Annotated in this window: 32 protein-coding genes; 17 read left to right on the forward strand and 15 right to left on the reverse strand. The window is 62.3% G+C overall.

All coding sequences use genetic code 11. The features are described from left to right. The first annotated feature begins 167 nt into the window (after positions 1–167). Positions 168–1,943: an aspartate--tRNA ligase gene (gene aspS, locus AC2FME_RS04570; RefSeq protein WP_496799766.1), complete on the forward strand. Its 1,776-nt coding sequence runs from the start codon at positions 168–170 to the stop codon at positions 1,941–1,943. Between the two features lie 279 nt (positions 1,944–2,222). Here the strand turns inward: aspS and AC2FME_RS04575 are convergent, their stop codons facing one another. After that, positions 2,223–2,942, reverse strand: coding sequence for a response regulator (locus tag AC2FME_RS04575; protein ID WP_496799767.1), 720 nt, complete (start codon positions 2,940–2,942; stop codon positions 2,223–2,225). Between the two features lie 134 nt (positions 2,943–3,076). Between AC2FME_RS04575 and mce the strand changes: the two genes are divergently transcribed. Genes mce through AC2FME_RS04590 form a run of 3 tightly spaced genes read left to right on the forward strand, consistent with a single transcriptional unit; the run spans position 3,077 to position 5,140 of the window. Then, on the forward strand, positions 3,077–3,481 hold the full coding sequence (mce, locus tag AC2FME_RS04580; RefSeq protein ID WP_496681779.1) for a methylmalonyl-CoA epimerase: 405 nt from the start codon (positions 3,077–3,079) through the stop codon (positions 3,479–3,481). A 21-nt stretch (positions 3,482–3,502) separates the two neighbouring features. Next, complete coding sequence (locus AC2FME_RS04585; RefSeq protein WP_496799768.1) at positions 3,503–3,778, forward strand: DUF1467 family protein; 276 nt, start codon at positions 3,503–3,505, stop codon at positions 3,776–3,778. Positions 3,779–3,820: 42 nt separating this feature from the next. Then, complete coding sequence (locus tag AC2FME_RS04590; RefSeq protein WP_496799769.1) at positions 3,821–5,140, forward strand: ferredoxin reductase family protein; 1,320 nt, start codon at positions 3,821–3,823, stop codon at positions 5,138–5,140. Here AC2FME_RS04590 and AC2FME_RS04595 read toward each other — a convergent pair. Further along, the gene (locus AC2FME_RS04595) at positions 5,131–5,841 is read right to left on the reverse strand and encodes an EI24 domain-containing protein (protein ID WP_496799925.1); all 711 of its coding nucleotides are present in this window, start codon (positions 5,839–5,841) and stop codon (positions 5,131–5,133) included. The genes AC2FME_RS04590 and AC2FME_RS04595 overlap by 10 nt on opposite strands. Next, positions 5,841–6,419, reverse strand: a complete 579-nt coding sequence (locus tag AC2FME_RS04600; protein ID WP_496799770.1) for a nitroreductase family protein — start codon at positions 6,417–6,419, stop codon at positions 5,841–5,843. The genes AC2FME_RS04595 and AC2FME_RS04600 overlap by 1 nt, the downstream gene beginning before the upstream one ends. A gap of 119 nt (positions 6,420–6,538) precedes the next feature. On the opposite strand from AC2FME_RS04600, the gene AC2FME_RS04605 reads away from it, so the two are divergent. Beyond that, positions 6,539–6,814: a DUF167 domain-containing protein gene (locus AC2FME_RS04605; protein WP_496741135.1), complete on the forward strand. Its 276-nt coding sequence runs from the start codon at positions 6,539–6,541 to the stop codon at positions 6,812–6,814. Here AC2FME_RS04605 and AC2FME_RS04610 read toward each other — a convergent pair. Then, entirely contained in the window at positions 6,802–7,050 is a 249-nt protein-coding gene (locus tag AC2FME_RS04610) for a DUF8831 family protein (RefSeq protein ID WP_496681723.1), read from the reverse strand. The two genes, AC2FME_RS04605 and AC2FME_RS04610, sit on opposite strands and share 13 nt — an antisense overlap. A gap of 117 nt (positions 7,051–7,167) precedes the next feature. Between AC2FME_RS04610 and AC2FME_RS04615 the strand changes: the two genes are divergently transcribed. From AC2FME_RS04615 to AC2FME_RS04635, 5 genes are all read left to right on the forward strand, one after another. Then, a complete protein-coding gene (locus AC2FME_RS04615) occupies positions 7,168–7,878 on the forward strand; it encodes a M48 family metalloprotease (protein WP_496688519.1) in 711 nt (236 codons plus the stop codon). Beyond that, positions 7,875–8,243: a YigZ family protein gene (locus AC2FME_RS04620; RefSeq protein ID WP_496799771.1), complete on the forward strand. Its 369-nt coding sequence runs from the start codon at positions 7,875–7,877 to the stop codon at positions 8,241–8,243. Before AC2FME_RS04615 ends, AC2FME_RS04620 begins: the two co-directional genes overlap by 4 nt. Before the next feature lie 69 nt (positions 8,244–8,312). Then, on the forward strand, positions 8,313–8,582 hold the full coding sequence (locus AC2FME_RS04625) for a DUF6455 family protein (protein ID WP_496799772.1): 270 nt from the start codon (positions 8,313–8,315) through the stop codon (positions 8,580–8,582). Beyond that, a complete protein-coding gene (locus AC2FME_RS04630; RefSeq protein ID WP_496799773.1) occupies positions 8,579–8,848 on the forward strand; it encodes a DUF6455 family protein in 270 nt (89 codons plus the stop codon). Before AC2FME_RS04625 ends, AC2FME_RS04630 begins: the two co-directional genes overlap by 4 nt. Continuing rightward, positions 8,848–9,105 (forward strand): DUF6455 family protein, encoded by a 258-nt coding sequence (locus AC2FME_RS04635; protein WP_496681735.1) that lies wholly within the window; start codon positions 8,848–8,850, stop codon positions 9,103–9,105. The genes AC2FME_RS04630 and AC2FME_RS04635 overlap by 1 nt, the downstream gene beginning before the upstream one ends. A gap of 4 nt (positions 9,106–9,109) precedes the next feature. Here the strand turns inward: AC2FME_RS04635 and AC2FME_RS04640 are convergent, their stop codons facing one another. Beyond that, positions 9,110–9,352 carry a CDGSH iron-sulfur domain-containing protein gene (locus AC2FME_RS04640; protein WP_496681737.1) on the reverse strand — a complete coding sequence of 81 codons (243 nt, stop codon included), beginning with the start codon at positions 9,350–9,352 and terminating at the stop codon, positions 9,110–9,112. A 220-nt stretch (positions 9,353–9,572) separates the two neighbouring features. Between AC2FME_RS04640 and AC2FME_RS04645 the strand changes: the two genes are divergently transcribed. Beyond that, positions 9,573–9,761, forward strand: a complete 189-nt coding sequence (locus tag AC2FME_RS04645; RefSeq protein ID WP_496681739.1) for a hypothetical protein — start codon at positions 9,573–9,575, stop codon at positions 9,759–9,761. A gap of 67 nt (positions 9,762–9,828) precedes the next feature. Here the strand turns inward: AC2FME_RS04645 and rimO are convergent, their stop codons facing one another. Continuing rightward, a complete protein-coding gene (rimO, locus tag AC2FME_RS04650; protein ID WP_496799774.1) occupies positions 9,829–11,220 on the reverse strand; it encodes a 30S ribosomal protein S12 methylthiotransferase RimO in 1,392 nt (463 codons plus the stop codon). Positions 11,221–11,314: 94 nt separating this feature from the next. Between rimO and AC2FME_RS04655 the strand changes: the two genes are divergently transcribed. Further along, positions 11,315–13,306: an AsmA family protein gene (locus AC2FME_RS04655; RefSeq protein WP_496799775.1), complete on the forward strand. Its 1,992-nt coding sequence runs from the start codon at positions 11,315–11,317 to the stop codon at positions 13,304–13,306. Positions 13,307–13,345: 39 nt separating this feature from the next. On the opposite strand, the gene AC2FME_RS04660 is transcribed toward AC2FME_RS04655, so the two are convergent. The 4 genes from AC2FME_RS04660 to AC2FME_RS04675 are packed head-to-tail and all read right to left on the reverse strand — an operon-like array spanning position 13,346 to position 17,908. Continuing rightward, entirely contained in the window at positions 13,346–14,842 is a 1,497-nt protein-coding gene (locus AC2FME_RS04660) for a phosphomannomutase/phosphoglucomutase (protein WP_496799776.1), read from the reverse strand. Between the two features lie 15 nt (positions 14,843–14,857). After that, positions 14,858–15,691: a 3-deoxy-8-phosphooctulonate synthase gene (gene kdsA / locus AC2FME_RS04665; RefSeq protein WP_496799777.1), complete on the reverse strand. Its 834-nt coding sequence runs from the start codon at positions 15,689–15,691 to the stop codon at positions 14,858–14,860. 5 nt (positions 15,692–15,696) lie between these two features. Then, positions 15,697–17,271, reverse strand: coding sequence for a KpsE/RkpR family capsule polysaccharide export protein (locus AC2FME_RS04670; RefSeq protein WP_496799778.1), 1,575 nt, complete (start codon positions 17,269–17,271; stop codon positions 15,697–15,699). Next, positions 17,249–17,908: an ABC transporter ATP-binding protein gene (locus tag AC2FME_RS04675; protein ID WP_490362212.1), complete on the reverse strand. Its 660-nt coding sequence runs from the start codon at positions 17,906–17,908 to the stop codon at positions 17,249–17,251. Before AC2FME_RS04675 ends, AC2FME_RS04670 begins: the two co-directional genes overlap by 23 nt. A gap of 214 nt (positions 17,909–18,122) precedes the next feature. Here AC2FME_RS04675 and AC2FME_RS04680 point away from each other — a divergent pair, with 214 nt between their 5' ends. Beyond that, positions 18,123–18,710, forward strand: a complete 588-nt coding sequence (locus AC2FME_RS04680; protein WP_496681753.1) for a uracil-DNA glycosylase family protein — start codon at positions 18,123–18,125, stop codon at positions 18,708–18,710. Beyond that, entirely contained in the window at positions 18,703–19,491 is a 789-nt protein-coding gene (locus tag AC2FME_RS04685; RefSeq protein WP_496799779.1) for an SseB family protein, read from the forward strand. The genes AC2FME_RS04680 and AC2FME_RS04685 overlap by 8 nt, the downstream gene beginning before the upstream one ends. Before the next feature lie 55 nt (positions 19,492–19,546). Here the strand turns inward: AC2FME_RS04685 and yghU are convergent, their stop codons facing one another. Beyond that, positions 19,547–20,425, reverse strand: coding sequence for a glutathione-dependent disulfide-bond oxidoreductase (yghU, locus tag AC2FME_RS04690; RefSeq protein ID WP_496799780.1), 879 nt, complete (start codon positions 20,423–20,425; stop codon positions 19,547–19,549). 234 nt (positions 20,426–20,659) lie between these two features. On the opposite strand from yghU, the gene AC2FME_RS04695 reads away from it, so the two are divergent. After that, on the forward strand, positions 20,660–21,178 hold the full coding sequence (locus tag AC2FME_RS04695; RefSeq protein WP_496712239.1) for a YHS domain-containing (seleno)protein: 519 nt from the start codon (positions 20,660–20,662) through the stop codon (positions 21,176–21,178). A 55-nt stretch (positions 21,179–21,233) separates the two neighbouring features. Here the strand turns inward: AC2FME_RS04695 and AC2FME_RS04700 are convergent, their stop codons facing one another. Both AC2FME_RS04700 and metF read right to left on the reverse strand, forming a co-directional pair. Further along, positions 21,234–21,875, reverse strand: coding sequence for a J domain-containing protein (locus AC2FME_RS04700; protein ID WP_496799781.1), 642 nt, complete (start codon positions 21,873–21,875; stop codon positions 21,234–21,236). A gap of 205 nt (positions 21,876–22,080) precedes the next feature. Continuing rightward, the gene (gene metF / locus AC2FME_RS04705; protein ID WP_496681766.1) at positions 22,081–22,947 is read right to left on the reverse strand and encodes a methylenetetrahydrofolate reductase [NAD(P)H]; all 867 of its coding nucleotides are present in this window, start codon (positions 22,945–22,947) and stop codon (positions 22,081–22,083) included. A gap of 94 nt (positions 22,948–23,041) precedes the next feature. Between metF and AC2FME_RS04710 the strand changes: the two genes are divergently transcribed. Together AC2FME_RS04710 and AC2FME_RS04715 are read left to right on the forward strand one after the other, a co-directional pair. Then, on the forward strand, positions 23,042–23,947 hold the full coding sequence (locus AC2FME_RS04710; RefSeq protein WP_496799782.1) for a LysR family transcriptional regulator: 906 nt from the start codon (positions 23,042–23,044) through the stop codon (positions 23,945–23,947). 108 nt (positions 23,948–24,055) lie between these two features. Further along, positions 24,056–24,841, forward strand: a complete 786-nt coding sequence (locus AC2FME_RS04715; RefSeq protein ID WP_496799783.1) for an inositol monophosphatase family protein — start codon at positions 24,056–24,058, stop codon at positions 24,839–24,841. A 9-nt stretch (positions 24,842–24,850) separates the two neighbouring features. Here AC2FME_RS04715 and AC2FME_RS04720 read toward each other — a convergent pair whose 3' ends face one another. Beyond that, a complete protein-coding gene (locus AC2FME_RS04720; protein WP_496799784.1) occupies positions 24,851–25,222 on the reverse strand; it encodes a GFA family protein in 372 nt (123 codons plus the stop codon). Further along, entirely contained in the window at positions 25,219–25,962 is a 744-nt protein-coding gene (locus AC2FME_RS04725; RefSeq protein WP_496799785.1) for a rhomboid family intramembrane serine protease, read from the reverse strand. The genes AC2FME_RS04720 and AC2FME_RS04725 overlap by 4 nt, the downstream gene beginning before the upstream one ends. Positions 25,963–25,989: the final 27 nt, after the last annotated feature.

A 25,989-nucleotide genomic window follows, 5' to 3' on the forward strand; every position in this document is an offset into this window, starting at 1 on the left:
CCTGGCTCCCGCGTGCCGGGAAAACTATTCAAGTTCACATGTCCAAAAGATAGCGATTTTTTCGAATTTGTCTGCATTCCGGCCCGCATCGCGCCCCAACCCTTGACTTCCCGACGTGATCGCGGTGTATCGGCGCGACGAATTCAGCGCCCGAAGGGATACCATCCATGCACGCTTATCGCAGCCACACCTGCGCCGATCTGACCGCCGCCAATGTCGGTGAAACCGTCCGCCTGTCGGGCTGGGTTCACCGGGTGCGAGATCACGGCGGCGTGCTGTTCATTGACCTGCGTGACCACTATGGGGTGACCCAGGTCCTGTGCGACGGCGACAGTGATGCATTCAGCGCGTTGGAGAAAGTGCGCTCAGAATGGTGCATCCGCATCGACGGCACGGTCAAGGCGCGCGACCCCGAGTTGGTGAACCCCAAGCTGCCCACCGGCGAGATCGAGGTCTATGTCCGCGAACTGGAAGTGCTGGGCGCGGCCGAGGAACTGCCGCTGATGGTGTTCGGCGATCAGGAATACCCCGAGGAAACGCGCCTGCGCTATCGTTACCTGGACCTGCGCCGCGAGGCGATGCAGCGCAATATGGCACTGCGCTCGGACGTGATCGCCAGCATGCGCCGCCGCATGTGGGATCAGGGCTTCCGCGAATACCAGACTCCGATCATCACCGCATCCAGCCCCGAGGGCGCGCGCGACTTCCTGGTTCCGTCGCGCCTGCATCCGGGCAAGTTCTATGCGTTGCCTCAGGCGCCGCAGCAGTTCAAGCAGCTGATCATGGTGTCGGGCTTCGACAAGTATTTCCAGATCGCCCCTTGCTTCCGCGACGAGGACCCGCGCGCCGACCGCTCGCCCACCGATTTCTACCAGCTCGACCTCGAGATGTCCTTCGTCACCCAGCAGGACGTGTTCGACACGATCCAGCCGGTGCTTACGGGTATCTTCGAGGAATTCGGCAATGGCCGGAAGGTCGACAAGGTCTGGCCGCAGATTTCCTACAAGGACGCGGCGCTGTGGTATGGCACCGACAAGCCCGATCTGCGCAACCCGATCAAGATGCAAGTGGTGTCGGACCATTTCCGGGGGTCCGGTTTCGCGATCTTCGCCAAGCTGCTGGAACAGGAAGGCACTGAGATCCGCGCGATCCCGGCGCCGGGTGGCGGCAGCCGCAAATTCTGCGACCGGATGAACGCTTTTGCCCAGAAAGAGGGCCTGCCGGGCATGGGCTACATCTTCTGGCGCGAGGGCGAGAACGGAATGGAAGCGGCCGGCCCGTTGGCCAAGAATATCGGCCCCGAACGCACCGAGGCTATCCGTCAGCAACTGGGTCTGGGCAAAGGCGACGCGGCCTTCTTCCTGGGCGGCAAGCCCAAGACCTTCGAAAAGGTCGCGGGCAAGGCGCGCGACGTCATCGGCGAGGAACTGGGCCTGACCGACAAGGACCGCTTCGCCTTTGCCTGGATCGTGGATTTCCCGATCTACGAAAAGGACGAGGAAACCGGCGAGATTGATTTCGAACACAACCCGTTCTCGATGCCGCAAGGTGGCATGGAGGCGCTGCAAGGCGACCCGCTTGAGGTCAAGGGCTATCAATACGACCTGGCCTGCAACGGCTATGAGCTGGTGTCGGGCGCGATCCGGAACCACAAGCCCGAAATCATGCTCAAGGCCTTTGAACTGGCCGGCTACGGCGAGGAAGAGGTCAAAAGCCGCTTTGGCGCGCTGTTCAGCGCCTTCCACTATGGCGCACCGCCGCACGGGGGCTGTGCCGCCGGTATCGACCGGATCGTCATGCTGCTGGCCGACGAGGCCAACATCCGCGAGGTCATGATGTTCCCGATGAACCAGCGTGCCGAAGATCTGATGATGCAGGCGCCGTCGGACCCGACCTCGGATCAGTTGATGGAACTGGGCCTGCGCATCATTCCGCAGGATTGATCCGGCCCGCTCGCACCTCCCTGTTCACGCGGCCAAACCAGGTTCAGCGGATGCGCACGTGTCCGCAGGCCCGTTAGGTTTTGCCGTGGGCGGCCGGTCTGGGCCGATTGTTTCGGCCGGGACCCTTTCGGCAGGGCGAAGGTCCCAAGACCGCAAGTTTCAATCCAGCCATCCGGGCTGATTCAGTCGATTGACCCGTATGGACCGCGCCTGCCGCCGGGTCTGTCGGTACCACCAGGCGCAAAGCAAAGCGGTGGTGATGAAATACGCAGTGATCATTCAGATTGCCTCGCGCCGTTCAAGGCGGTTTTGCACCAGACCGGCGACACGGGCGGCCAGGACCGTTACGGGGGCGCCTCGGACGCGTGAAATGGCCAGCTGTTGCGCCGCTTCGGCCAGAACGGAGTCACCGGCGTCGCGCGCGACGCCGCGCAGAAATTGCGCCGCGTAGTCCAGCGTTCGGTCATCGGCGGGCCCAGTCAGAATGTCGGCGATGTGGGCCATGTCGTCCTGATAGGCCATCGGATCCGGAGAGATTTCTTCGTCGCGGACTGCATGCAGGTTGCCGGGGCGCCGGTCCTCCGGCAGCAGTTGGAGGATTTTCGTTTGAAAATGAGCCAGCGATTTCAGCGGCTTGGTCATGAAGCCATCGGCCCCGGCCCGTAACGCCCGATCTTGCGCGCCGTCGTCACCGGACATGCCCAGAATGGCGCTGATGCGGGGGCTGGCGATGTTGAGTTCCGCGATCAGATCGGCGCCTGAGCCATCGGGCAGACCCATGTCCACGATGATCACGGTGGGGCGGTAGATCTGAAGGTGCCGCCGGGCGGATCTGAGGCAGTCCGCGCGCCGAATACGGGCGCCGCTGTGCAGGCACATCAATCGCAGGGCGTCGCAGGCATATCGGCTGTCCTCGACAACCAGAATCGTCTGCCCAAGCAACGGCCGTGCGGCGCTTGGAGCAGGGATGGATGCGGCGAAGGGCACCGAATCGTCCATGGCAGAACTCCTTTCAGCAGATGCCTCACGCTAGGAAGATCTGGATAACACAGGGTTAACGCGCGTTTTGGCGCACTTGCCCTTTGCAGGGGCAGCGCCCATAACCGTCGATGACCCGAACAAAGGAGTTTGTCATGATCGGCCGCCTCAACCACGTCGCAATCGCGGTTCCCGACCTCGAGGCCGCTTCGGTGCAGTATCGAAACGCGCTGGGGGCCAAGGTCGGCGACCCGCAGGACGAACCCGATCACGGAGTTACCGTCGTGTTCATCGAATTGCCGAACACAAAGATCGAATTGCTGTACCCGCTGGGCGAAGATAGCCCCATCAAAGGGTTTCTGGAAAAGAACCCTTCGGGTGGCATCCATCACGTCTGCTACGAGGTCGAGGACATCATCGCCGCGCGCGATCACCTGAAGGAGACCGGTGCCCGCGTGCTGGGCAACGGAGAGCCCAAAATCGGCGCGCATGGCAAGCCCGTTCTATTCCTGCACCCAAAGGATTTCAACGGCTGCCTCGTCGAACTAGAGCAGGTCTGAACTGGGCAAGGAGGTTCTTGTATGACCATTACGGCCGCGCTGGTTCTGTTCGCCGTCATCTGGTTTCTGACCCTGTTGGTCGTATTGCCCGTGCGCATCAAGACGCAGGGAGATCTGGGCGACATCGTGCCGGGCACCCATGCGGGCGCGCCGGAAGTTCACCACATGAAGAAGAAACTGTGGATCACCACCGGAATTTCGATCGTCTTGTGGGCGATCATTGCCGGAATCATCGTGTCGGATGTCATCTCGATCAGGGATTTTGACTGGCTGAACCAGCTTGACCCCGTCGAGTGACACCGGCCGGGCGCTTGCTTTTGCATAGGGGAGTATCGGCTCGTGCCGAGGCAGGTACTGATCGTCGGATATGTGGTCCTGCTGGTGACGCCGCTGGCCCTGGCGGGGATGCAGGGGCTTCCCCTCCGGTCCCTGTGGGATGAGCTTGCGACCGGCGCAGGTCTGGTCGCTTTGGCCATCCTGCTGGTCGAGTTCCTGTTGTCGGGCCGCTTTCGTTTGATCTCGCGTCGGATCGGCATGGATGTGACGATGCGTTGGCATCGGGTTCTGGCGCGCGTGGCCTTGGTGTTGGCCCTGATCCATCCCTTTCTGTATCAGGGCGCGCGCAACCCGCCCTATCCTTGGGACTCCACGCGCCAATTGACCCTAAGCTGGGAGCCCGAGACCATCCTGCCTGGCGCCGTCGCCTGGATGTTGCTGCCGGTCTTGGTGGGGTTGGCCCTGTCGCGGTCGGATCTGGGAAGAAAATACCAGAACTGGCGGTTGGGTCACGGATTGATGGCTCTGACCATTGCGGGTTTTGCCATCTGGCACGCGCTGGCGGCGGGCCGCTACAGCGCAGACCCGGTTCTGACCGGCGTCTGGCTGGCATTGGGGGCGGTTGCCGGTGCGTGTATGCTGCGGGTCTATCTTCTGGCGCCGCTCGCCCGGTTGCGCCGACCATGGCGCGTGACAAGTGTCGGGCCGATTGCCGAACGCACCTGGGAACTGGTGCTGGCGCCGGACGGCCATGACGGGCTCAAATTCCAGGCCGGACAGTTTGCTTGGCTGCAGGTCGGGCACGGCCCGTTTTCAGTGAACGACAACCCGTTTTCCATCGCCTCGGCGCCTTCGGAGGGCTCCGAGATACGGTTCGTCATCAAGGAACTGGGCGACTTCACCCGCAGCTTGGGGCGGATTCCGATCGGTGCGCCGGCCTATTTGGATGGTCCGTTCGGGCATCTGACCCCGGTCGAGCGGGACGCACCGGGCATGGCGCTGATCGCCGGGGGTGTCGGGATCGCCCCAATGCTGAGCATTCTGGACGAGTTGCGCGCGCAGGGCGATCCGCGCCCGGTGACGCTGGTCTACGGCAACAGGTCGGCGGCACAGATCGTCGATTCCGACAGACTTGCCGCGATGGAACGGGGCGGGCATCTGCGCCTGGTTCACGTGGTTTCGGAACCGGCCGAGGACTGGACCGGTGAGGTAGGGGTGATCGACCGGTCTCTGTTGCGCCGTTTGTTCGACGATGAGGCGCGCCGAAGCTGGTTGTTTGTCCTGTGCGGCCCGCCCGGAATGCTGACCGCGGTACAGCAGGACTTGACAGCGCTGGGCGTACCCCGGCACCGGATTCTGTGTGAATCCTTCGTCTATGATTGACGGGCTACCTCGGGCCGGCCGTTCAGCGCGTGGAAGATATGCGTGAAGGTGGCCGCTCCGAGGATCGGAATCACGAGGTTGACCAGCGGAAAGGTCAGCGGGATGGCCATCAACGTGCCGGCAATCCAGATGGTCGAGGCATGCTGCGCGCGCAACCGGCGCGCCCCGTCCCGGCCGACCCGGCGCATGGCGGCCAGCGTGAAGTATTCGCGCCCCAGAAGAAAACCGTTCATGCCCCAGAAGATAAACGGCATGAGCGGCGGGAACAGGGCATAAAGCACCAGGGCCAGCAGGTTCGCGACAATCAGAACGCCCAGGAACCCCAGCGAATCCAGAACCGCGTCTGCGACCGGAATGCGGGGGACGGGCGGAAGGGCCGGATAATGCTTGTCCTCGACGGCCTGGGCGACCTCGTCCAGGAACATCGAGGTGATCGCCGAAGCCACCGGAATCATGAGAAAGATCGGAAGGATCAGCACCAGCACAATGCCGGAGTAGTTGAGGACATCGTTCAGCCACGGCACGGCCCCGACAAAAGGCAGCGAAATCTCAGAGCCTGACGCGAAGTTGATCAGCCAGATGGCCCCGGCGCAGGCCACGACCAGCAACAGGATCGTCAGGCCGATGCCGCGCATCAGGACCTTGCGGAACCGGGGGTCTCCGATCTGGCCGAGGGCGGCGAAAAAGGCGTTGAGAACAATCACTCGGACACCCATTCGGTGATCGCGTCCACATCCGGGCGGGGGCGTTCGGGCGGAGCGGTGCTTTCGGTGGCGATGTGGATCAGCCCGGCAACCCGCTCGTTCGGCGCCAGGCCGAGACCGCGTTCGCAGAATTCCCGGTCATGCGTTTGCCAGCCCGACAGCCAGTTTGCGCCCCAACCCGCGGCCAGCGCCGCGTTCAGCAGGCCCAGACAGGCCGCCCCGGCCGAATAGGTCTGTTCGATCGCTGGTATCTTTTCGGACGGTTTCTGAACCTCGATCACGGCGACGGCGAGTTGCCCCATGTCGAATTGGCTGCGGGCTTTTGCGATCTCGTCGGGGCTTTTGCCCAGTGCCTGCCCACGTTCCTCGGTCAGCGCGGCCAAGCGGGGCATTGCACCTTTTTCCAGAACGATGAACCGCCACGGCTCCAGCTTTCCGTGATCGGGGCAGCGGGCCGCCGCGGTCAGCAGCGGCATCAGTTGGTCGCGGCTCGGCGCGGGCGCAACCAGCGTCTTGGCCGGGCGAGAGCGGCGGGATTGCAGAAATTCCAACGCGGCCGGGTTCTTCAGAGACATATGTTAACCTTTTTTACATGGGCCATTGGTATTTCGGGCAGACAAGGCGTCATTTCAAGGGCAAACTCTCATCTCGAAAGACTCAGGCTCAATTCAATTGACCAAATGGAAAAAATTGTATGGCCGAACCAAAACTGAAGCACCTGCCGGATCTGAGCCATCTGGCCAAGGATGGGCAACGCATCGCCGTGCGCGCGACACCCAAGGCCGCGCGGGATCGTATGCAGGTGGATGGTTCGGTCGTCCAGATCTGGGTCACGGCTCCGGCCGAGGATGGCAGGGCAAACAAGGCGGTGGCCCGAATTTTGGCCAAGGCGATGGGTGTCGCGCCTTCTCGACTGACCCTCGTGCAAGGGCAGGCCGCGCGGGACAAGCTGTTTGCCTATGATCCTTGATCGTCCGTCTCACGAATCTGGTAGACCCCTTCGGGCAGGTCCAGCGCGGCGGCAAGGTCGCGCAACTGCCCGGCCGAGAGCGTGATCTTCTGGATGCGGTCGGTCCGCGGGTCGAACTGTTCGATGGTGACGCATTCGGCAAAGCTGTTGATGACCACGTCTTCCTGCAGGGGCGGCGGGCCTTCGTCCACCAGGGTGATGACCGTCGAGTCGAATTCATGTTCAATCGAAAACATGATCCAACAGTGCCCGTCCTGATGGCCCAATGCAACCATCGATCGGTTCGTCCGCTGTGGTCTCTCGGGTTCGGCTGCGCTAGGCTTTACGCCGGATCTGAGGGAAGGATATCGTGGATGCGCCGCGTTTTTGTCTTGCTGCTGCTGGCCTTGGCCGGGTGCGGCGCTGCCGTCGAGCGCCACGTTCTGGTGCCGGCCGAGGCTTGGGCGCCGACCTCTCTCGCCTTGCGGGACAAGGCCGAAACCTTTCGCCAGGTCAGCCGCGCGGTTGCCAGGGCGGCGGGCGCGGAATGCCGCCGGCAGACGAAGGGCCAGAACTGTGACTTCGTGATCCTCGTAGATCTTGCCCCTTATTCCCAGCCCAACGCTTTTCAGACGCTGGACGAGCACGGCCGGCCTCTTGTGATCTTTAACCAAGGTATGATCGGGTCGGCCCGCAACGGCGACGAGATGGCCTTTGTGATGGGCCACGAGGCCGCGCATCACATCATGGGCCATATTGCGCGCCAGATCGAAAACGCAAAGGAGGGTGCGCGCGTCTTTGGCGAGTTGGCCAAGGCCCAGGGCGAGGGGCCGGACGAGATCGAACGCGCACAACAACTGGGCGCCGAGGTGGGCATGCAGAGCTATGCCAAGACATTCGAGTTGGAAGCGGACGTGTTGGGAACTGTCATCACCAATGCAGCCGGATACGATCCGCTGAAGGGAATGGCCTATTTCAGCCGCATCCCCGACCCGGGAGACCGTTTCCTGGCGTCGCACCCGCCCAATGCCAAACGGGTCGAGGTCGTGCTGGAGACCGCAGCCGATCTGGGGTTGATGGAATGACGGAACTGACCCGTCTTGGCGTTGTTTTGACCGACCGAGGCTCGAAATATGCGGTTTCGGGTGCGTCGGTCGGAAGCCGTGACGACATCGATGCCGTGTTGCGGGCGTTGAAGGCGGACAAGCTGTATGCCAAGGCCACCCACAACACTTGGGCTGCTGTCCTGCCGACAGGTGCCCTCAAGGCCGATGATGGCGAAGCCGGAGCGGCCATGGTCATCCTGCGCATGATGCAGCGGGCGGGGCTGCAGGACCACGTGATTGTCGTCACGCGCTGGTATGGCGGAAAGAAATTGGGCGGCGACAGGTTCCGACGGGTTCAGGACGCGACGCGGGCCTATCTGGACCGTCTTGGGGCGACTGCTTGACCTGTATCAAGGGCCACGCGGCGCATTTGCCGTATCGTCAAAGCCATCGGTATAAGGAAAGGCGGGGCCATGACACCTAAAGAGACGCTGAAGCGCCATGCGGATCTGTTGGATCGGATGGCGGATCAGGTGGGCGTTGACCTGCAGGAAGCCGCGATTTCAGGCGCAGTTTCACTTGACCAGTTGTCAGACGCGGTGTTGCGGTGCGCCGAATGTCCGGACCCGGTCTGTTGTGCGCGGGGGCTGGCCGGCGAGGAATTCGGGGGCAAGCCGCCGGAATTCTGCAGAAACCGCGAGATGCTTGGCCGTTTGAGCCGGATTTCACGGGGGCAGTCATGAAGGTGCTGGGCGACACCGCGCGCCATCTGCGCCTTGTGCTGAAAATGGGGCGCATCACCCGCACGGATCTGCTCGTTGCCTACCGTTCAAGTGGTCTGACGCAGCAGGACTGGGCACAAGCAGTTCGGCGCTGCCGCGGTTGTGGGCGGGCAGAGATGTGCCGAGATTGGCTGTCAGGCGCGAAGATCGGTGCGCGGGTACCTTTCGCATGCCCGAATCTCGGGCTGTTTCATCGAATTCGTGCAGAGACGGGTCAGGAGTTGTGATGCGGCACATACATCTGGGAGATATCGAAAAACACTTCTGGCTTGCCCGCTCGGTTGCCCGTCGCATGGGGGTTTCGCTGACCGAAGCCATGGCCGACGGGCGTCTGAGCCACCAGGCTTATGCCGAGATCGTTACCCGATGCAGGGCGGCCGACTGCAGCAAAGGCTGTGTCCTGTGGCTGGCCGAGCAACAGGCCGAAATGACGCCCGAGCCGCCTTGTTGCGCGATTGCGGATGCTCTGAGGCAATTGCGCTGAGCGGCTAGAGCCGGGAATGCGTGCCGTCGCAAATCGGAGGGTTTTGGGTTTGTTTGCATCCACAAAAAAAGACTTTCCGCGTCGCTTCAGCCTTGTATGAGACGGGTTCGATTCCGGTGCCCTTATGTGAACCGTCACAAAGTGGCTGACGCTTGGATCTCCCGCACCGGCACCAGAAATAGGTTTTTCCTTCGTTCACCTCGACTGGATAGGGGGCCTTGCGGGCGATCATTGGTGGTTCAGCCATTTTGCTTGTCCTTTAAGCGAAAAATCATCAATTGGTTCGGGTTGCATTGTAACCTGACGGACTGCCTTTGCTTAGGCTAAAAATGGGGCACACGGCATGGTTTTGCCCTGGCTCACGACCGTGTGATCCAAAATGTTGCCACGCGGCCATATTGGCCGTATTCTGGACGCGGCCCCGAAAAGTTGGGCAATATCAGAAAAGTATTGAAGGATTGATGGACATGAAACTGAAATTCGCTGCCGCAGCCGCATTTGGCTTGATCCTGACCGCCTGCGGTCAGCAGGAAGAACCCGCTCCGGTCTACATCCAGCCCGACTATGATAAATACGGAACGCCCAGCTGCTCGGCCGGATATGAACTGGCAACAACCGAAGCAGGTCAGACCGTCTGCAACCCGGTCAGCCAGTAAGGCTTTACCAATTTTGGCTTTCGCGGGCGGTCCCTCTGGGGCCGCCCGTTTTTTCGTGGGCTGTGCCTCAGCGCAGCAACTTACCCCACAGGTCGTATTCACCGGCTTCGTCCACTTGAACCGGGACGATGTCGCCAGGACGAAGCGCCTCGAAACCTTCGTCGATGAACAGGTTCCCGTCGATCTCCGGCGCGTCGGCCTTGGTGCGACAGATGGCGGCGTCCTCGTCCACCTGATCCACGATCACCTCGATGGTCTGGCCCACCTTGGCCGCCAGTTTCGCCTCGGAGATCGCCTGCGCCTTTTCCATGAAGCGTTCCCAACGCTCCTGTTTGACCTCTTCGGGGACATGATCGGGCAGGTCGTTCGAGCGCGCCCCGTCGACGTTTTCATATTTGAAGCAGCCCACACGATCCAGCTGCGCCTCGTCCATCCAGTCGAGCAGGGTCTGGAACTCGGCCTCGGTCTCGCCCGGGTAGCCCACGATGAAGGTCGAACGCAGGGTGATGTCGGGGCAGATCTCGCGCCAGGCGGCGATCTCGTCCAGTGTCTTCGCCGCGGCCGCGGGGCGCGCCATGCGTTTCAGAACGTCCGGGTGGGCGTGCTGGAAGGGAATGTCGAGATAGGGCAGCAGGTTGCAGCCCGCATCCGCCATCAACGGGATCAGCTCGCGCACGTGCGGATAGGGATAGACGTAATGCAACCGCACCCAGGCCTCCATCTGGCCCAGCTCGCGCGCCAGATCGGTGATGTGGCTGCGCACCTCGCGATCTTTCCACGGGTTCACGTCATATTTGCGGTCCAGCCCATAGGCCGAGGTGTCCTGGCTGATGACCAGCAGTTCACGCACGCCGTTTTCCACCAACTTTTCGGCCTCGCGCAGCACCGCATGGGCGGGGCGGCTGGCCAGCTTGCCACGCATGTCGGGGATGATGCAGAATCGGCACTTGTGATTGCAGCCCTCGGAAATCTTGAGATAGCTGAAATGGCGCGGGGTCAGCTTGACCCCCGAGGCCGGCAGCAGATCGACGAAGGGGTTCGGATCGGGCGGCACGGCGCTGTGCACGGCATCCAGCACCTGTTCATACTGGTGCGGGCCGGTCACGGCCAGAATGCGCGGATGGTGTTCGCGGATGTAGTCCGGCTCGGCCCCCAGGCAGCCGGTCACGATCACCTTGCCGTTTTCCACCAGCGCCTCGCCGATCGCCTCAAGGCTTTCGGCCTTGGCGCTGTCGAGAAACCCGCAGGTGTTCACGATCACCGCGTCCGCCCCGGCATAGTCGGGCGAGATGCCGTATCCTTCGGCCCGCAGGCGGGTCAGGATGCGTTCGCTGTCCACAAGCGCCTTGGGGCAGCCGAGCGAGACCATGCCGATGGTGGGCTGACCGCGGCGCGGGGCATCGTCAATCCGGGCGGCAGGCGCCAGGTCGGGGCGGAGGTTGGGCGGGTTGGTGCTCATGGCGCGGCATATAGTGGGGAAATCTTCCCCTTGCAAATCCCACGCGTCGGGCAGACATCATTTAGGCAAAGGACAACAGGGGCGCATAGAAATCATGAAGTGGCTGTTTCGCATTCTTTTCATTCTGATGGCCGCCATCGGATTGACCATCGGGGCCTTGCTGTTGATGCCCGGCGACAAGCTTGGCGCGATCCTGGCGGAACAGGTCAAGGCCCAGACCGGGCGCGACCTTGCGCTTGAGGGCGACGTACGGTTTTCGTTCTGGCCCGTCCTGGGCCTGGAAACCGGACCGGTGCAATTTGCGAATGCCCCCTGGGCCGGACCCGAACCCATGCTCAGCGCGTCCAGCCTGGAGGTGGGCGTTGATGCCTCGGCCCTTCTGGGCGGCGAGGTCCGGATCGGTCGTGTATTGGCGCGCGACCCGGTCGTGCGGCTGGAACTGTCCGACGGACGCGGAAACTGGGAACTGGCACCCCGCCAACAGGCCGCGCCAGCCGAGGCCGCCTTGCCGTCTGGCGGGCCGAAACCCGCATCGCAGCCCAGTTCCGTGACGCTGGACAAGCTGGAGCTGACCAATGCCCGGCTGGTCTATGTCGAAGACGGCGCGGTTCGCATGGATTTCGCGAACGTGGATCTGTCGGCCAGCTGGCCCGACATTTCCGCCCCGATGCGGATGGACGCGGAAATGCCCGTGCCGGGTGGGGCGGTTACGGTGGCGTTGAGCATATCGGATCTGCCGGCCTTTTCTTCAGGTCAGGCGACGCCGCTGGCGCTGGACCTGAGCGCGCCCGGGGGCCAGGTTAACTTTGACGGACGCGTCAATCTGGCAGGGGAAATGGACGGGCGCACCCGGATCACGACGACCGATACACACAAGATGCTGGCCGCTTTTGGCCAGGCGGGTGTGACCGTGCCTCAGGGTCTGGGCCGCAAGGCCGACGTGCGCGGTCAGATGACCTATACCCGCGACGGACGCATCGCGCTGCGCGACATCCAGGTCGCGCTTGATCAGAACCGGATCACGGGCAATGCAGACATCCTTGTCGCCGCCACTCCGCAGATCACCGCAAACCTGACGGCGGGCCATCTGGATCTGTCGCGTGTCGCCGATGCGGATGCTGGTACGCAGACCCGGAGGCAACCAAAAAACGACGCCCCGAAAGCCGGATCGTCGCCACGGGGCGACGACGGATGGTCAAAGCAGCCGATCGACGCATCGGTTCTGGGCCTGGCCAATGGGCAGATCCGCCTGAGGGCCGAGTCGATTGCGGTTCCCGGTCTCGAATTCGGCGCAAGCGACCTGACACTCAGCCTCGACCGGTCGCGCGCGGTCATGCAGATGAACCCGGCCACGCTGTTCGCGGGGCAACTGACTGGGCAGGTGGTCGCCAACAACCGCAACGGATTGTCGGTCGGCGGCAAGCTATCGGCGCAGGGGATCGACCTGCAGCAGGCTTTGACGGCGCTGGCGGGGGTTGAACGGTTGTCGGGCAAGGGGGGGCTGGATCTGGAATTCCTCGGCGAAGGTCAGAGCGAAGATCAGATCATGCGCTCGCTCAGTGGCAAGGGCAGTCTGAAGGTGGGCAAAGGGGTCATCGCGGGGATCGACCTTGATCGTCTGATGGGACGTGGCGATGCCGTGGGCGGGACGACGGTGTTCAACAGCCTGACGGCCTCATTCGTGATCCGCAAAGGAAACCTCAGAAACAATGATCTGCTGATGCAGTTGGACAATTTCCGCGCGGACGGGTCTGGCCGGATTGGACTGGGTCGGCGGGATATCGACTATGTTTTCACGCCGGTGGCCTTGCGCGCCAATTCAGGCGAGGGGCTGGCCGTTCCCGTGCGGATACAGGGCCCGTGGAGCAACCCGTCGATCAAACCGGATCTGAGCAAAGTGATCGAGGCGGCCACCGACGAAAAGCTGAAAGAGCTGGAACAGGACGCCAAGCAGAAGGCTCTCAGGAAGGCCGGAGAAGAGCTTGACACGACCATCACGGACAGCGACCAGATCGAAGACGCGGTCAAGAAAAAGCTTGAAGAAGAGGCCAAGAAAGGCCTGCTGAAACTGCTGGGAAACAACTGATCAATGGTTGTGGGGGCGCTGGCGGCGCCCCCATCGGTGTCAGATCGTCTGGTCGTAGTCGCCCACGCCGGGCTCGGTGCGGATCACGGCGTCGAGATCGGCGAAAATGGCCCGCATTTCCGCCTCGCTTTCACTGCTTTCACATACGACGACCAGATTGGGAGTGTTCGACGAAGCCCGCACCAGACCCCAGCTGCCATTGTCCAGGATCACGCGCGCGCCGTTGACCGTGACCACCTCTTTGATGGGGCGCCCGGCCAGTGTTTCCCGCGCCTCGGCCTTGGCAACCAGCTTGTCGACCAGCCGCGCAAGGATGTCGTATTTCTCGGTATCGGCGGCATAGGGCGACATGGTCGGGGTCGACCACGTCCTGGGCAGCGCGCGGCGCAGGTCCGACATGCTTTTTTCCGGGTTCCGGTCCATCAGCTTGCAGATTTCGACGGCCACCCGCATGCCGCAGTCATAGCCGCGCCCGACAGGCTCGGCCAGGAAATAGTGGCCGGACTTCTCGAACCCGGCCAGCGCGCCGATTTCCTTAACGCGCCGTTTCATGTGGCTGTGGCCGGTTTTCCAATAGTCGGCCTTGACGCCAAGCGCCTGCAGTTCGGGATCGCTGGCGAACAGGCCGGTCGATTTCACGTCGGCCACGAAGGTGGCGCCGGGATGCAGCTTGGCCAGATCGCGCGCCATGATCACACCGACCTTGTCGGCAAAGATCTCTTCGCCTTCGTCATCGACGACGCCGCAGCGGTCTCCGTCGCCGTCAAACCCCAAGGCCAGATCCGCGCCCGTTGCTTTGACGGTCGCGGCCATGTCGTGCAGCATCTCCATTGCTTCGGGGTTGGGGTTGTAGTTGGGGAAGGTGTAATCCAGCCGATTGTGGCTGGGTACGACCTCGACCCCGATCCGCTCAAAGATTTCTGGTGCAAAGGCCGAAGCCGTACCGTTGCCCGTGGCACAGACGACCTTCAGCGGGCGGGACATTCTGAAATCGCCGACCAGATCGTCGATATAAGCCTCTTTCACCCCATCGACGAATTCATAGGACCCGCCGGGGCGGGCTACGCCTTCACCGTTCAACACGATATCGCGCAGTTCGGACATTTCATCGGGGCCATGGGTCAGCGGGCGGTCAAAGCCCATCTTGACCCCGGTCCAGCCGTTCGGGTTGTGGCTGGCGGTCACCATGGCCACGGCCGGGACATCCAGGTGGAACTGCGCGAAATAGGCCATGGGCGACAGCGCCGGGCCGATGTCCTTGACACGGATGCCCGCCTGCATCAGACCAAGGATCAGTGCGTTCTTGATCGCCAGTGAATAGTCGCGATAGTCGTTTCCGACCGCGATCTCGGGCTTGATCCCGCGCCTGTGCATCTGCGTCCCCAGGCCGAAGCCCAGCGCGGTCATGCCGGGCAGGTTGATCTCGTCGGGATATTTCCAGCGGGCATCATATTCGCGAAAGCCGGTAGGCTTGATCATCGCGTCGCGCAGAAAGCTCCAGGTGTTCGGGGTCACCTCGGACAAGGGTTTGGTCATGTCAAATCTCGGTTTTCAAATCTGAATTGGGTTGGCTTTGGCAAGGGCGTCGAACTGCATCAGTGTCCCGATCAGGTCGCCCATCTGATCCAGCGGGATCATGTTCGGCCCGTCTGACGGTGCGTTGTCCGGGTCTTGGTGAGTTTCGATGAACACTGCGCCAATGCCCAGCGATACCGCGGCGCGGGCCATGACCGGCGCGAATTCGCGCTGACCACCCGACGATCCGCCCCGGCCACCGGGCTGCTGCACCGAGTGCGTAGCGTCCATCACGACCGGATATCCCGTCCGGGCCATTTGCGGCAGCGATCGCATGTCGGCAACCAGCGTGTTGTAGCCAAAGGATGTTCCGCGCTCGGTCAGCAGGATGTTCCGATTGCCGGTGCTTTCGATCTTTTCGACGATGTTCGGCATCTCCCATGGGGCCAGGAACTGACCCTTCTTGACGTTGACCGCCTTGCCCGTTTCACCCGCAGCCAACAACATGTCGGTCTGACGGCACAGGAACGCGGGGATCTGCAGGATATCCACCGCTTCGGCCGCGATGGCGCATTGTGCTTCGGTGTGAACGTCGGTCAGGACCGGAACACCCATCGTCTTGCGGATGTCGTCCAGAACTTTGAGGCCCGCATCGATCCCCATGCCGCGTTTGCCGGACAGGGACGTGCGGTTGGCCTTGTCATACGAGGCCTTGAAGACGTATTGCGCTCCGGCCTTGTCGCAGATTTCCTTCATCCGGCCAGCGATCATCTGGGCATGGTCGGCGGACTCAAGCTGGCACGGCCCGGCGATGACGGTCAGCGGAAGATCGTTGCCGACCGTCAGGTCAGCGATTTTTACATGTTGCATATGCTCTACGAAGATACCTGTTCACGGAGGACTGACGTGGTCAGCGAAATCATAAGGTAGATACCAGCAAACAGCAGGAATGCCAAAATCGTATTTTCGAATTTGCGCGGATAGCTGGGCTCTTGGCTGGGTACCGGGTTGACCGAAACGGTCAGGTATCGGACCTGACGGTTGGCCTCGGTCCGGGTGTTCTCCATCTGCTGCATGGCGGTCTGCAGCATCATGTCCCGGGCCGCCAGGTCGGCCTGGGCCATTTGGATGCGCACGCTCAGTCGCGCCAGAGAGTTCTCGCCAGCAGACGCATCCAGCATCTTTGCGTTCAACTCCTCCAGCACCGCCTGCAACCGCTCGATATCGGCGCGCACGCCGTCGACCTTGGCCTGGTTCGGCCGCGGGTTGTCCAGCAGGGCAGCCAGTTGCAGTTCCTTGTCCTGCAGCTGAATCTCGATTTCATTGATACGGGCGCGCAGGCTGGCGATCACGTTCTCCGGGTCCAGAACGGCGCCTTCAAGCTGCAACTCGATCAGGTCTTCCTGCGCTTTGCGCCGGGCCGCCTGTGCCGCCTCGAAGCTTTCGACGGCGTCGCGCATCTGGTCTTCGCGTTTCTTTTCAGACAGGGCGTTCACACGGTCTTCGGCATAAGAAATCAGTTTCTCCGAGAACAGGGTCGCCGTTTCCGGATCCGGTGCCGCGACTTCCATTCGAATCACGCCTTCGGTCGGGTCATAGCCAATGGTGATCATCCGCTTGTACAGCTTGAAGGCATCTTCCAGGGTCGCATCCTGTTCAAGGCGTTGGATGGGGTCGATCCAGTCTTGCTGGAAGACCTTCGAAAACCCGGCGTCACGGTCCAGAAGCAGCAGCGCCTCTTTCGATTCCAGAAAGGACTGCACCGAGATCGAATCCTGGGTCGTTGCAAATTGCGTCCCGGCCAGCAACCCGCCGATGCTGCCGGGCCCGCCATCGGCCTGCAGGATCAGAAATTCCGAATTGCTGGCGTACATCGGCGTTGCCACCTTGTAGAAATAATAGCCGACCAACAGCGTCGGCAGCAGTACGAAAGCGGCCAGCCGGGCGAACAGACCGATCAGCTTGCGCCGCCGCCGCCGGGCGATGTCTTTCTGGATCTGGCCAATCTCGAACGCACGACGCTCGGCCGGGCTGAGTTCGGGGCTGGGCAGGTTTTCGGTTTTTTCCTTGATAGTCTGCGGCAGGTGGATCTTGACTTGGTCTCTGGAGGTGCCGTCCGGGGCAGGGGCATCGCCCAATTGGCCGACGATATCCAGCAGGTTCTTGCGGGGGAACGGGTCGATCCCCTTTTGGCGCAGCAGCCGCACGGCGTCGTAATCCGACGTCGCGGCCAGGCCATGTTTCTGCGCCATGCGCCGTGCTATGCGCAATTGCCGCCCCGTAAGCCCCTCGCGCTTGATCGCATCCAGCTCGGTTCCTGCCGGCGTTTCGGCCACGCCCTGCGTCGCCTTTCGAATGCGCGAAATGGCTTCGGCCCGGGCTTCGACCGTTCCTTCGCCCTTGGCAGCCCGGTTCGGGTCGTATTTCTTAGCCTTGGGTTTGGTAGTCATACACCTGTTTCGCTTCTTCCAGAGACTCAAAAACGTGAAGCCGGCCGTCCAGTAGTACGGCCGCCTGTCTGGCGAATTTCTCAAGAACCTTCGGGTCGTGCGATACGATCACCAGAGTCGTCGTCCGCAGGCGTTCCTGCAGGATCGAACCCGCTTTCTTGTTGAATTCCACATCTGTGGTTGCCGGCATGCCTTCGTCGATAAGATACATGTCAAAGTCCAGTGCCAGCATCAATGCGAAGGTGAACCGTGCGCGCATCCCCGAGGAATAAGTGGCCAGCGGCTGGTTGAAATATTCGCCCAGACCACAGAGCCAGCTGCAATAGGCTTCGACATAGTCCGGATCCATTCCATAGATTTTGGCGATGTAGCGCGCGTTCTCCAGTGCCGACAGGCGTTTGGACACGCCGCCGGTAAACCCCATCGGGAAAGAGACCCGGCAGTCCCGACGAATCACGCCTTCGTCTGGCTTTTCGAGACCCGCCATCATGTTGATGAGCGTCGTTTTTCCGGTTCCGTTCGGGGCAAGGATGCCCAGCGACTTTCCCAGCTCGACCCGGAACGAGGCCCGGTCCAGGATCACCTTGCGGCGTGTCCCGGTCCAGAAGGATTTGCTGACATTTTCAAACTCGAGCATTTCCGGCCTGTGCAACTTTTTCGTTCCGGCCCGGCCACGACGGTCCGGCCAAAGCCCCTTTGTTATCGGGCCATGTTGGCTACATTATGTCGAATTGTGAAACAAATCTTCAATGCGCGCGGAAAACTGTTCCGTGCGAATGTGACATGCACTTGGTCAGAATGTCACTTGGCGAGCGAAGGCCCGGCTCAAAACGAGAAGGTGAGCAGAGTTTATGGAAAGCCTATCCCACCGGATCCGGTCGTGCAGATTGTGCGCCGAGCGGTTCGCCGCTACTGCGACTGGACACAGCCCGCGACCGGTGGTGTGGTTCCGGCCCGGCGCCCGGATCCTTGTCGCGGGGCAGGCGCCGGGCGCGCGGGTCCACGACTCCGGCCGGCCCTTTACCGATCCGTCCGGCGACCGGTTGCGTGATTGGCTGGGGCTCAGCCCGGCCGAGTTCTATGACCTTTCGCGGGTCTCGATCGTTCCGATGGCCTTCTGTTTTCCCGGCTATGACGCGCGGCAGGCTGATCTGCCGCCGCCGCCCATCTGCCACAAGACCTGGCATGCGAAGGTCATGCGGGAATTGGGGGCGGTGCCCCTGACCGTGCTGGTCGGCGGCCATGCCCATCGATTCCACCTGGGGACCCGATCCTCGGTGACCGAGACGGTGCGCGCCTGGCGGGACCATGCGCCGCGGGTCTTCGTCTTGCCTCATCCGTCGTGGCGCAATACGGCATGGTTGAAGAAAAACCCCTGGTTCGAGACCGAGTTGCTGCCGGTTCTGCGCGCCCGGGTGCAAGAGGTGCTGAATGACTGATACCACGGCCTTGGATGCAGCCCATGCCGCTATGCAGGCCCGTCCGCAGGACGATGCGGCCCGGCTGCGATTCTTTGAGCGGCTTGCCGATTCCGAGCTGTTTCTGATGCTGACCGAAGAGGCGCGCGGCGAAAATATCTCGCCCGAGTTGTTCGAAGTCGCCGACGGGCGCTTCGTGCTGGCCTTCGATCGCGAGGAGCGTCTTGTGCAGTTCGCAGGCAGACCAGCGCCCTATGCGGCGCTGTCGGGCCGGGTTCTGGCCGGGATGCTGGGCGGGCAGGGGATCGGGCTGGGCCTGAACCTCGAGGTGGCGCCCTCGTCGATGCTGATCCCGGCCGAAGCGCTGACCTGGCTGGCCGAGACGCTCAGCCACGCTCCGCAGGCGGTCGAGGCGCGGCTGGAAGAGTTCCTGCCGCCTGCCGGCTTACCCGATGCATTGTTGACGGCGCTGGATACCAAGCTGGCAACGGCGGTAGGGCTGGCCTCGGCCGCCTATCTGGTGGCGACGCGCGCCCAGGGCGGCGGGGCCGGGCATCTGCTGGCCTTCGTCGATGCGGTCCAAGGCGCGGAACCGGCGCTGGCCAAGGCGGTCTCCGAGGCGCTGACCTTTTCGGGGATCGAAGCTGGAGCATTGGACGTTGGGTTCTTTGCTGATGGCGATGCCGCGACCGAGGCGTTGTCGATGGTTGGGCTGCGGTTTGACATCCCGCAACCGACCCGCCCGGATCCTGTCCGCGCCGCGCCCGGAAGTGATCCGGACAAACCGCCGATCCTGAAATGAAAATGCAGCGCCGGGGCGCTGCATCTTCGGTCAGGCGGCTGAAAAAGACGTCAGACTATTCGGCGGCTTGTTCCAGCTTGTCCTGCGTGCGCGTCTCGAAATCACTGGCATCGTGGCGTTCGCGCAGTTGGGTGTGCGGCTCGCCGAAGGCGCGGTTGACCATCCGGCCGCGTTGCACCGCCGGGCGGGCATCGATCTCTTTTGCCCACCGCATCACGTTCGTGTAGGAATCGACATTCAGGAATTCAGCGGCGTCGTATAGGCGGCCCAGAACCAGTTGGCCGTACCACGGCCAGATCGCCATGTCGGCGATCGAGTAGTCATCACCGGCAATGAATGGTTTGTGAGCCAGTTCCCGGTCCAGAACGTCCAACTGGCGCTTGGTTTCCATGGCAAATCGGTTGATCGGATATTCCCATTTCTCGGGCGCGTAGGCATAGAAATGGCCGAACCCGCCGCCCAGATAAGGCGCGCTGCCCATCTGCCAGAACAGCCAGTTCATCACTTCGGTGCGGTCCGGGCCGGATTGCGGCAGAAACGCACCGAATTTCTCGGCCAGATGGAACAGGATCGACCCGCTTTCGAACACGCGCACCGGTTTGTCGCCAGACCGGTCCAGCAGGGCGGGGATTTTCGAGTTGGGATTGATCTCGACAAAGCCCGAGCCGAACTGGTCACCCTCGCCGATATTGATCAGCCAGGCATCGTATTCGGCGCCGTCATGGCCCAAGGCCAGCAGTTCTTCCAGCATCACGGTGACCTTGACCCCGTTCGGAGTGGCCAGCGAATACAGTTGCAGCGGATGCTTGCCCACGGGCAGATCCTTGTCATGGGTGGCGCCCGCGATGGGGCGGTTGATGCTGGCAAAACGTCCGCCGCTTTCGCTGTCCCAGGTCCAGACTTTCGGGGGGGTATAGGTGGATGTGTTGCTCATCTTCTGCCTTTCATGCCTAAGCCGGGCGCGCCGGGTCGTCCCAGAGGTAGTATCGTCACGCCCCGAGGCCAACCCCCGACGTTGCGCGTTTCGTGAAACAATCCTCCGCAATTCGCTCACGTTTTCTCGTGGCCGGTCACAGCAGCGTTAGCTGGGCTGTGCGATCCGGGGAATTCCAATACTCTCGCATCTGACGATCACGCAGACACTGCCTCCAGAACAAGGATCACGTACATGAACCGTTTTGCACTGACTTTTGCCGCCGCCATGATGCTGGGCGTTCCGGCCCTTGCCGGGCCTCAATATGTTGACGGGACTGGCTATGCCGCATCCGGCTACGACGTTGTCGCCTATCGCGACCTCGAACAGGTGCCCGTCGGGCAATCCCAACCCGAAGCCGTGCGTGGCCGCGCCGACATCACGGCTGAGTACAACGGGGCCATCTGGGCTTTCGCATCCGAGGAAAACCGGGCGAAGTTTCTTGAAAATCCCGCATATTACGCCCCGCAATATGACGGGCACTGCGCCTATGGTGTGTCCAAGGGCGGCAAGGTGCCGGGCAACCCCAACCTGTGGCGCATCGTGGATGACAAGCTGTATCTGAACATCACCGATGTCGTGGTCGGTTTCTGGGAAGAGGACGTGCCGGGCAACATCAACCTGGCCGAAGGCAACTGGCCCGAGATCGAGCCGTCGGACGCCTCGACCAGCGTCATCCCCAAATTCACCTCGGCCGGACCGATCCAGAACTGATCCTTTGTTTCGATGATCGCGGGCCCGGCGGGACTTGCCGGGCCTTTTCGCGTTTTCAGAACGCTTCGTTCATGTGCGGGTCGGCCTCAAACCGGATCCGCACGCTTTTCGCCCCGGGGAACTTGCGTTCGCGGATCGTGTCGGGAACCAAGACCTCTCCCGCGCCGGATGACGTGGCCTGAAAAGACAGGATCTCGGCCTCGAACTTGCGGCCGCTGGTCAGGATCGAGGTCGGCAGGGCGACCCGGTTCTTCCCCTCGCAAACCGGCGTGGCCACGAAGAACGTCAGATCGCGCCCCCGGCACCCCACGGCCGAGGGAATGTGGTCTGCGTTGGCCTGTTCTAAATTTCGGCAGGGCGCGCGGTGATCGTCATGCGGCAAGGCGCCGCCGGCCCCAAGAAGAGACCGACATGACTCGAGCGCATCTTCGGCCAATTCGATCAGACGCGCCCTGAGCTTGGGGCGGCGGGGACGTGCCGGGCCGGCGGCCTTAGTGGCCAGCCCTTCGCTTCTGAGGAGGTCAAAGGCCGATTTGGCCTCGGCGAACTGCACGGAATCCCCGCCGGTGCGGTCGGGATGCGCGCGAAAGGCGATGTCGCGCCATGCGTTGCGAATGTCAGATGCCGTCGCGGTCTGATCCAGGCCAAGCGCCCGCAATGCATCAACCCGAGCCTGAATTTTGTCGACTGGCTCCATACCAAAATCACTCTTTAAAACACGTTCCCCTATTTTCCGGGACAACCGGTGTTTGTGTCAAATAAATCAACTGATTGGGCGCTTCTGGACAACAGTTCGAGGTTTGCGCGGCGATTGTATTCATGGCTGGTTTGCGCAGCCGCCGGACGAAAAAAAAGGGGGCCGCCCGGGGCGGCCCCAGCACAGGGGATTGCGGCAAGACAGGTCAGGCGACGTGTTGCAGGTCGACCTTGGGCGTTATCCCCAGGGCGAAACACACGTCGCGCGTCAGCTCGGGGCGGTTGAGCGTGTAGAAATGCAGCTTGTCCACGCCGCCCTCAATCAGGTCCGAGCACAGTTCGGTGCACAGCGCGGTGGCCAGCAGGTCGTGCCGGTCGTCGCGGATGGCCTTCTCAAAGGCATCCTCGACCCATCCGGGAACCCGGGCACCGCAGCGTTTCGCGAATTTGCGGGCGCCCGTCCAGTTCTCGATCGGCAGAATGCCCGGCACGATCGGCTTGTCGATCCCCGCCTTTGCGCAGGCATCGCGAAAGCGGAAGAATGTCTCGGCTTCGAAGAAGAACTGAGTCAGCGCCTCATCGGCGCCAGCATCCAGCTTGGCCTTGAGCCAGTCGATATCGGCCTGTGCATCGGATGCCTCGGGGTGGATGTCGGGATAGGCGCCGACCCGGATCTTGAACTTGCCGGTTTCGGCCAGCGCCGCGATCAGTTCGACCGAGGTCGCGAAACCGTCGGGATGCGGAGTGAAACGGTCCTGCCCCTTGGGCGGGTCGCCGCGCAGGGCAACGATGTCGGTGACGCCGGCGGCGGCGAATTCCTGGGCGATGGCCAGGGTTTCAGAGCGCGAAGCATCGACGCAGGTTAGATGCGCGGCCACCGGCAACCCCGACGATTTGTGCAGCGTGGCCACGGCGTCACGCGTCAGCTCGCGCGTGGTGCCGCCCGCGCCATAGGTGACCGAAACGAATCGCGGCCCCAGCGGTGCCAGGGTCTGAACCGTATCCCACAGCCTAAACGACGCTTCGAGCGTCTGCGGCGGGAAGAATTCAAAGGAGATCTCGGGCTTGGTCATCGGTGTCTCGCTGTTTGTGACCAGGCTCTTGTGCCATGATGCGGGTTGTGAGACAAACTCATATTCCTCAAGAACAACATGAGTTAGACTGCAAATGCATATCGAGTTCCGGCACCTGCGCACGATCAAGGCCATCCATGACTGCGGCGGGCTGGCGCGCGCGGCCGATCAGCTGAACATCACGCAATCGGCGCTGAGCCATCAGATCAAGGGGCTCGAGGATCAGGCCGGGGTCGAGCTTTTCCTGCGCCGGTCGAAGCCGATGAAACTGTCGGCGGCGGGGCTGCGCCTGCTGCGTCTGGCCGAGCAGATCCTGCCGCAGGTCGAGGCCATGCAGGAGGAGTTTTCCTCGCTGCGCGACGGGCGCACGGGGCGGATGCACATCGCGATCGAATGCCACGCCTGTTTCGAGTGGCTGTTCCCGGTGCTCGAGGCCTTCCGCAAGTCGTGGCCGGATGTCGATGTCGATATCCGGCCGGGTCTGGCATTTGACGCGCTGCCCGCGCTGCAGAAGGAGGAAGTCGATCTGGTCGTCTCGTCGGACCCCGAAGACCTGCCGGGCGTCGAGTTCATCGAGCTGTTCGACTACAACCCGGTTTTCGTCGCGGCCTCGACCCATCCGCTGGCCGGGAAACCGTATATCGAGGCCGAGGATTTCCGCGGCCAGACCCTGATCACCTATCCGGTCGAACGGACCCGGCTGGACGTTTTCAGCCAGCTGTTGATCCCCGCGCGGGTCGAACCGGCGGCGATCCGGCAGGTCGAACTGACGGCGGTGATCCTGTTGCTGGTCGCATCGAACCGAGGAATTTCGGTCTTACCCGACTGGGTCGTGCGCGAGGTCAAGTACAACTCGGACTATGTGACCCGCCCGCTGACCAAGGATGGCATCACGCGGCGCCTCTACGCCGCCGTTCGCACCGAGGACATGGAAAAGCCATTTGTGCAGGAGTTGGTCAAGCTGGCCAGCCAGGAGGCGCGCAAGTTGCAGGCGCAATAGGGCCGGGGCCCCGCGCGAAACGGTGGGCTGCCATGCGCATCATTCCTCTTGGCAAGGGACCGTTGCGCCAGTATACGCGCGGTTTGACCGGACAGGAGCCTCGGAACAATGGTTGGCAGTGCAAATCTCAACATCATGATCAAGGCCGCGCGCAAGGCGGGCCGATCGCTGGTAAAGGACTTTCGCGAAGTCGAGAACCTGCAGGTGTCGATGAAGGGCGCGGGCGATTTCGTCTCGAAGGCCGACATTGCCGCCGAGAAGATCCTGAAAGAGGAACTGCTGGGCGCGCGCCCCACTTATGGCTGGCTGGCCGAAGAGGGCGGCGAGATCGAGGGCGAGGATCCGACCCGGCGCTGGATCGTCGATCCGCTGGACGGCACAACCAACTTCCTGCACGGCCTGCCGCACTGGGCCATTTCGATCGCGCTGGAACACAAGGGCAAGATCGTCGCCGGCGTGATCTATGACCCTGCCAAGGACGAGATGTTCTTTGCCGAAAAGGGCGAAGGCGCCTGGATGAATGACATGCGTATCCGCGTGTCGGGCCGGCATCGCATGATCGAGTCGGTCTTTTCGACCGGCCTGCCGTTTGGCGGGCGGTCCGATCTGCCGGCCACGCTGCAGGACCTGGCCCGGCTGATGCCGGTCTGCGCGGGCGTGCGCCGTTGGGGCGCCGCGGCGCTGGACATGGCCTATGTGGCTGCCGGTCGCTACGAGGGGTTCTGGGAACGTCGGCTGAATGCCTGGGACATGGCCGCGGGCATCATCATCGTGAAAGAGGCTGGTGGTCTTGTGCAGCCGCTGAACCCCGAGGGCAGCATTCTGGAGGATGGTGAAGTGATCTGTGCCAACGAGCCGATCTTCGACCAGTTCGCCAAGGTGATCCGGGGCTGAGCCTTCCGCTCAATCTGTTCGGTCCGAGGGGTGGTTGACCCCGTCATTCCACGGAATCGGGCCATGCGTGCGCGGGTTGCCACCTTCGATGCACCCCAGGTTGACCCCGCATTCCGCGGGGTCTGATCGCCTCTGGTGATAGACATATATCCCGCAGGTCTTGCAGAAATAGTGTTTGGCCGTGTGCGTGCCCCATGTGTAGAGGCTCAGATTGTCTGCGCCCTGCAGGATGCGCAGGCTGTCGGTGATGGCGGTCACGGCGGCGGCCCCACGGCGGATGCAAAAGGAACAGTCGCATCGGGCGGCCGTGGACAGGCCGCCGGGGAACTCGGCCTCAATCGTCACGGTGCCGCAATGGCAGGTGGCGGTCATCCGGGTCATCGGCGTGGCACTCTTGGTATACGGGACTGGCTGAGCTTGTAGCGGTGTTCGGGATGCGGCGGGTGACCGTGGGTACGGCTCCAATAAGCAGGCCCGCCGCGTTTCAGCCACAGCGGGATGCACAAAATCAAACCGATCACGAAGCCGCCCGTATGCGCCCAATAGGCCACACCGCCGGCGTCAGGGTTGCTGGACACGCTGCCAAGGAACTGCATTCCCAGCCAGACGCCCAGCATCACGAAGGCCGGGATGGTGAAGACCCGCACATAGACGACCAGAATCAGCAGGATATCTACGCGCGCCTTTGGAAACATCAGAAGGTAGCCTCCCATGACCCCGGCAATGGCGCCCGAGGCGCCTATGGTCGGAACCAGCGACCCCGGTGCCGTGATGATGTGGATCAGCCCTGCGCCGATACCGGCGACCATGTAGAACAGCAGGAAGGGCAGGTGGCCCATCTCGTCTTCCAGGTTGTCGCCGAAGATCCAAAGGAACAGCATGTTGCCGATCAGATGCATCCAGCCGCCATGCAGGAACATCGACGTCACCAACGTCTCGAGCGCCACGCCGTCGCTGATGCGGGCGGGGATGATCGCATAGTCGAAATAGAACCGATTGATCAGCCGGGCGTCGTCCATGATTCCGACATAGCTGAGGAAAATCAAAACATTCGCCGCGATCAGCGCATAGACGACATAGGGCGTGCGCCCCGAGGGGTTGTGGTCTCGAATTGGGAACATGGGGGGACGCTGGGCTTTTCCTGGCCC

Source organism: Ruegeria sp. BHSC026, assembly GCF_059613065.1.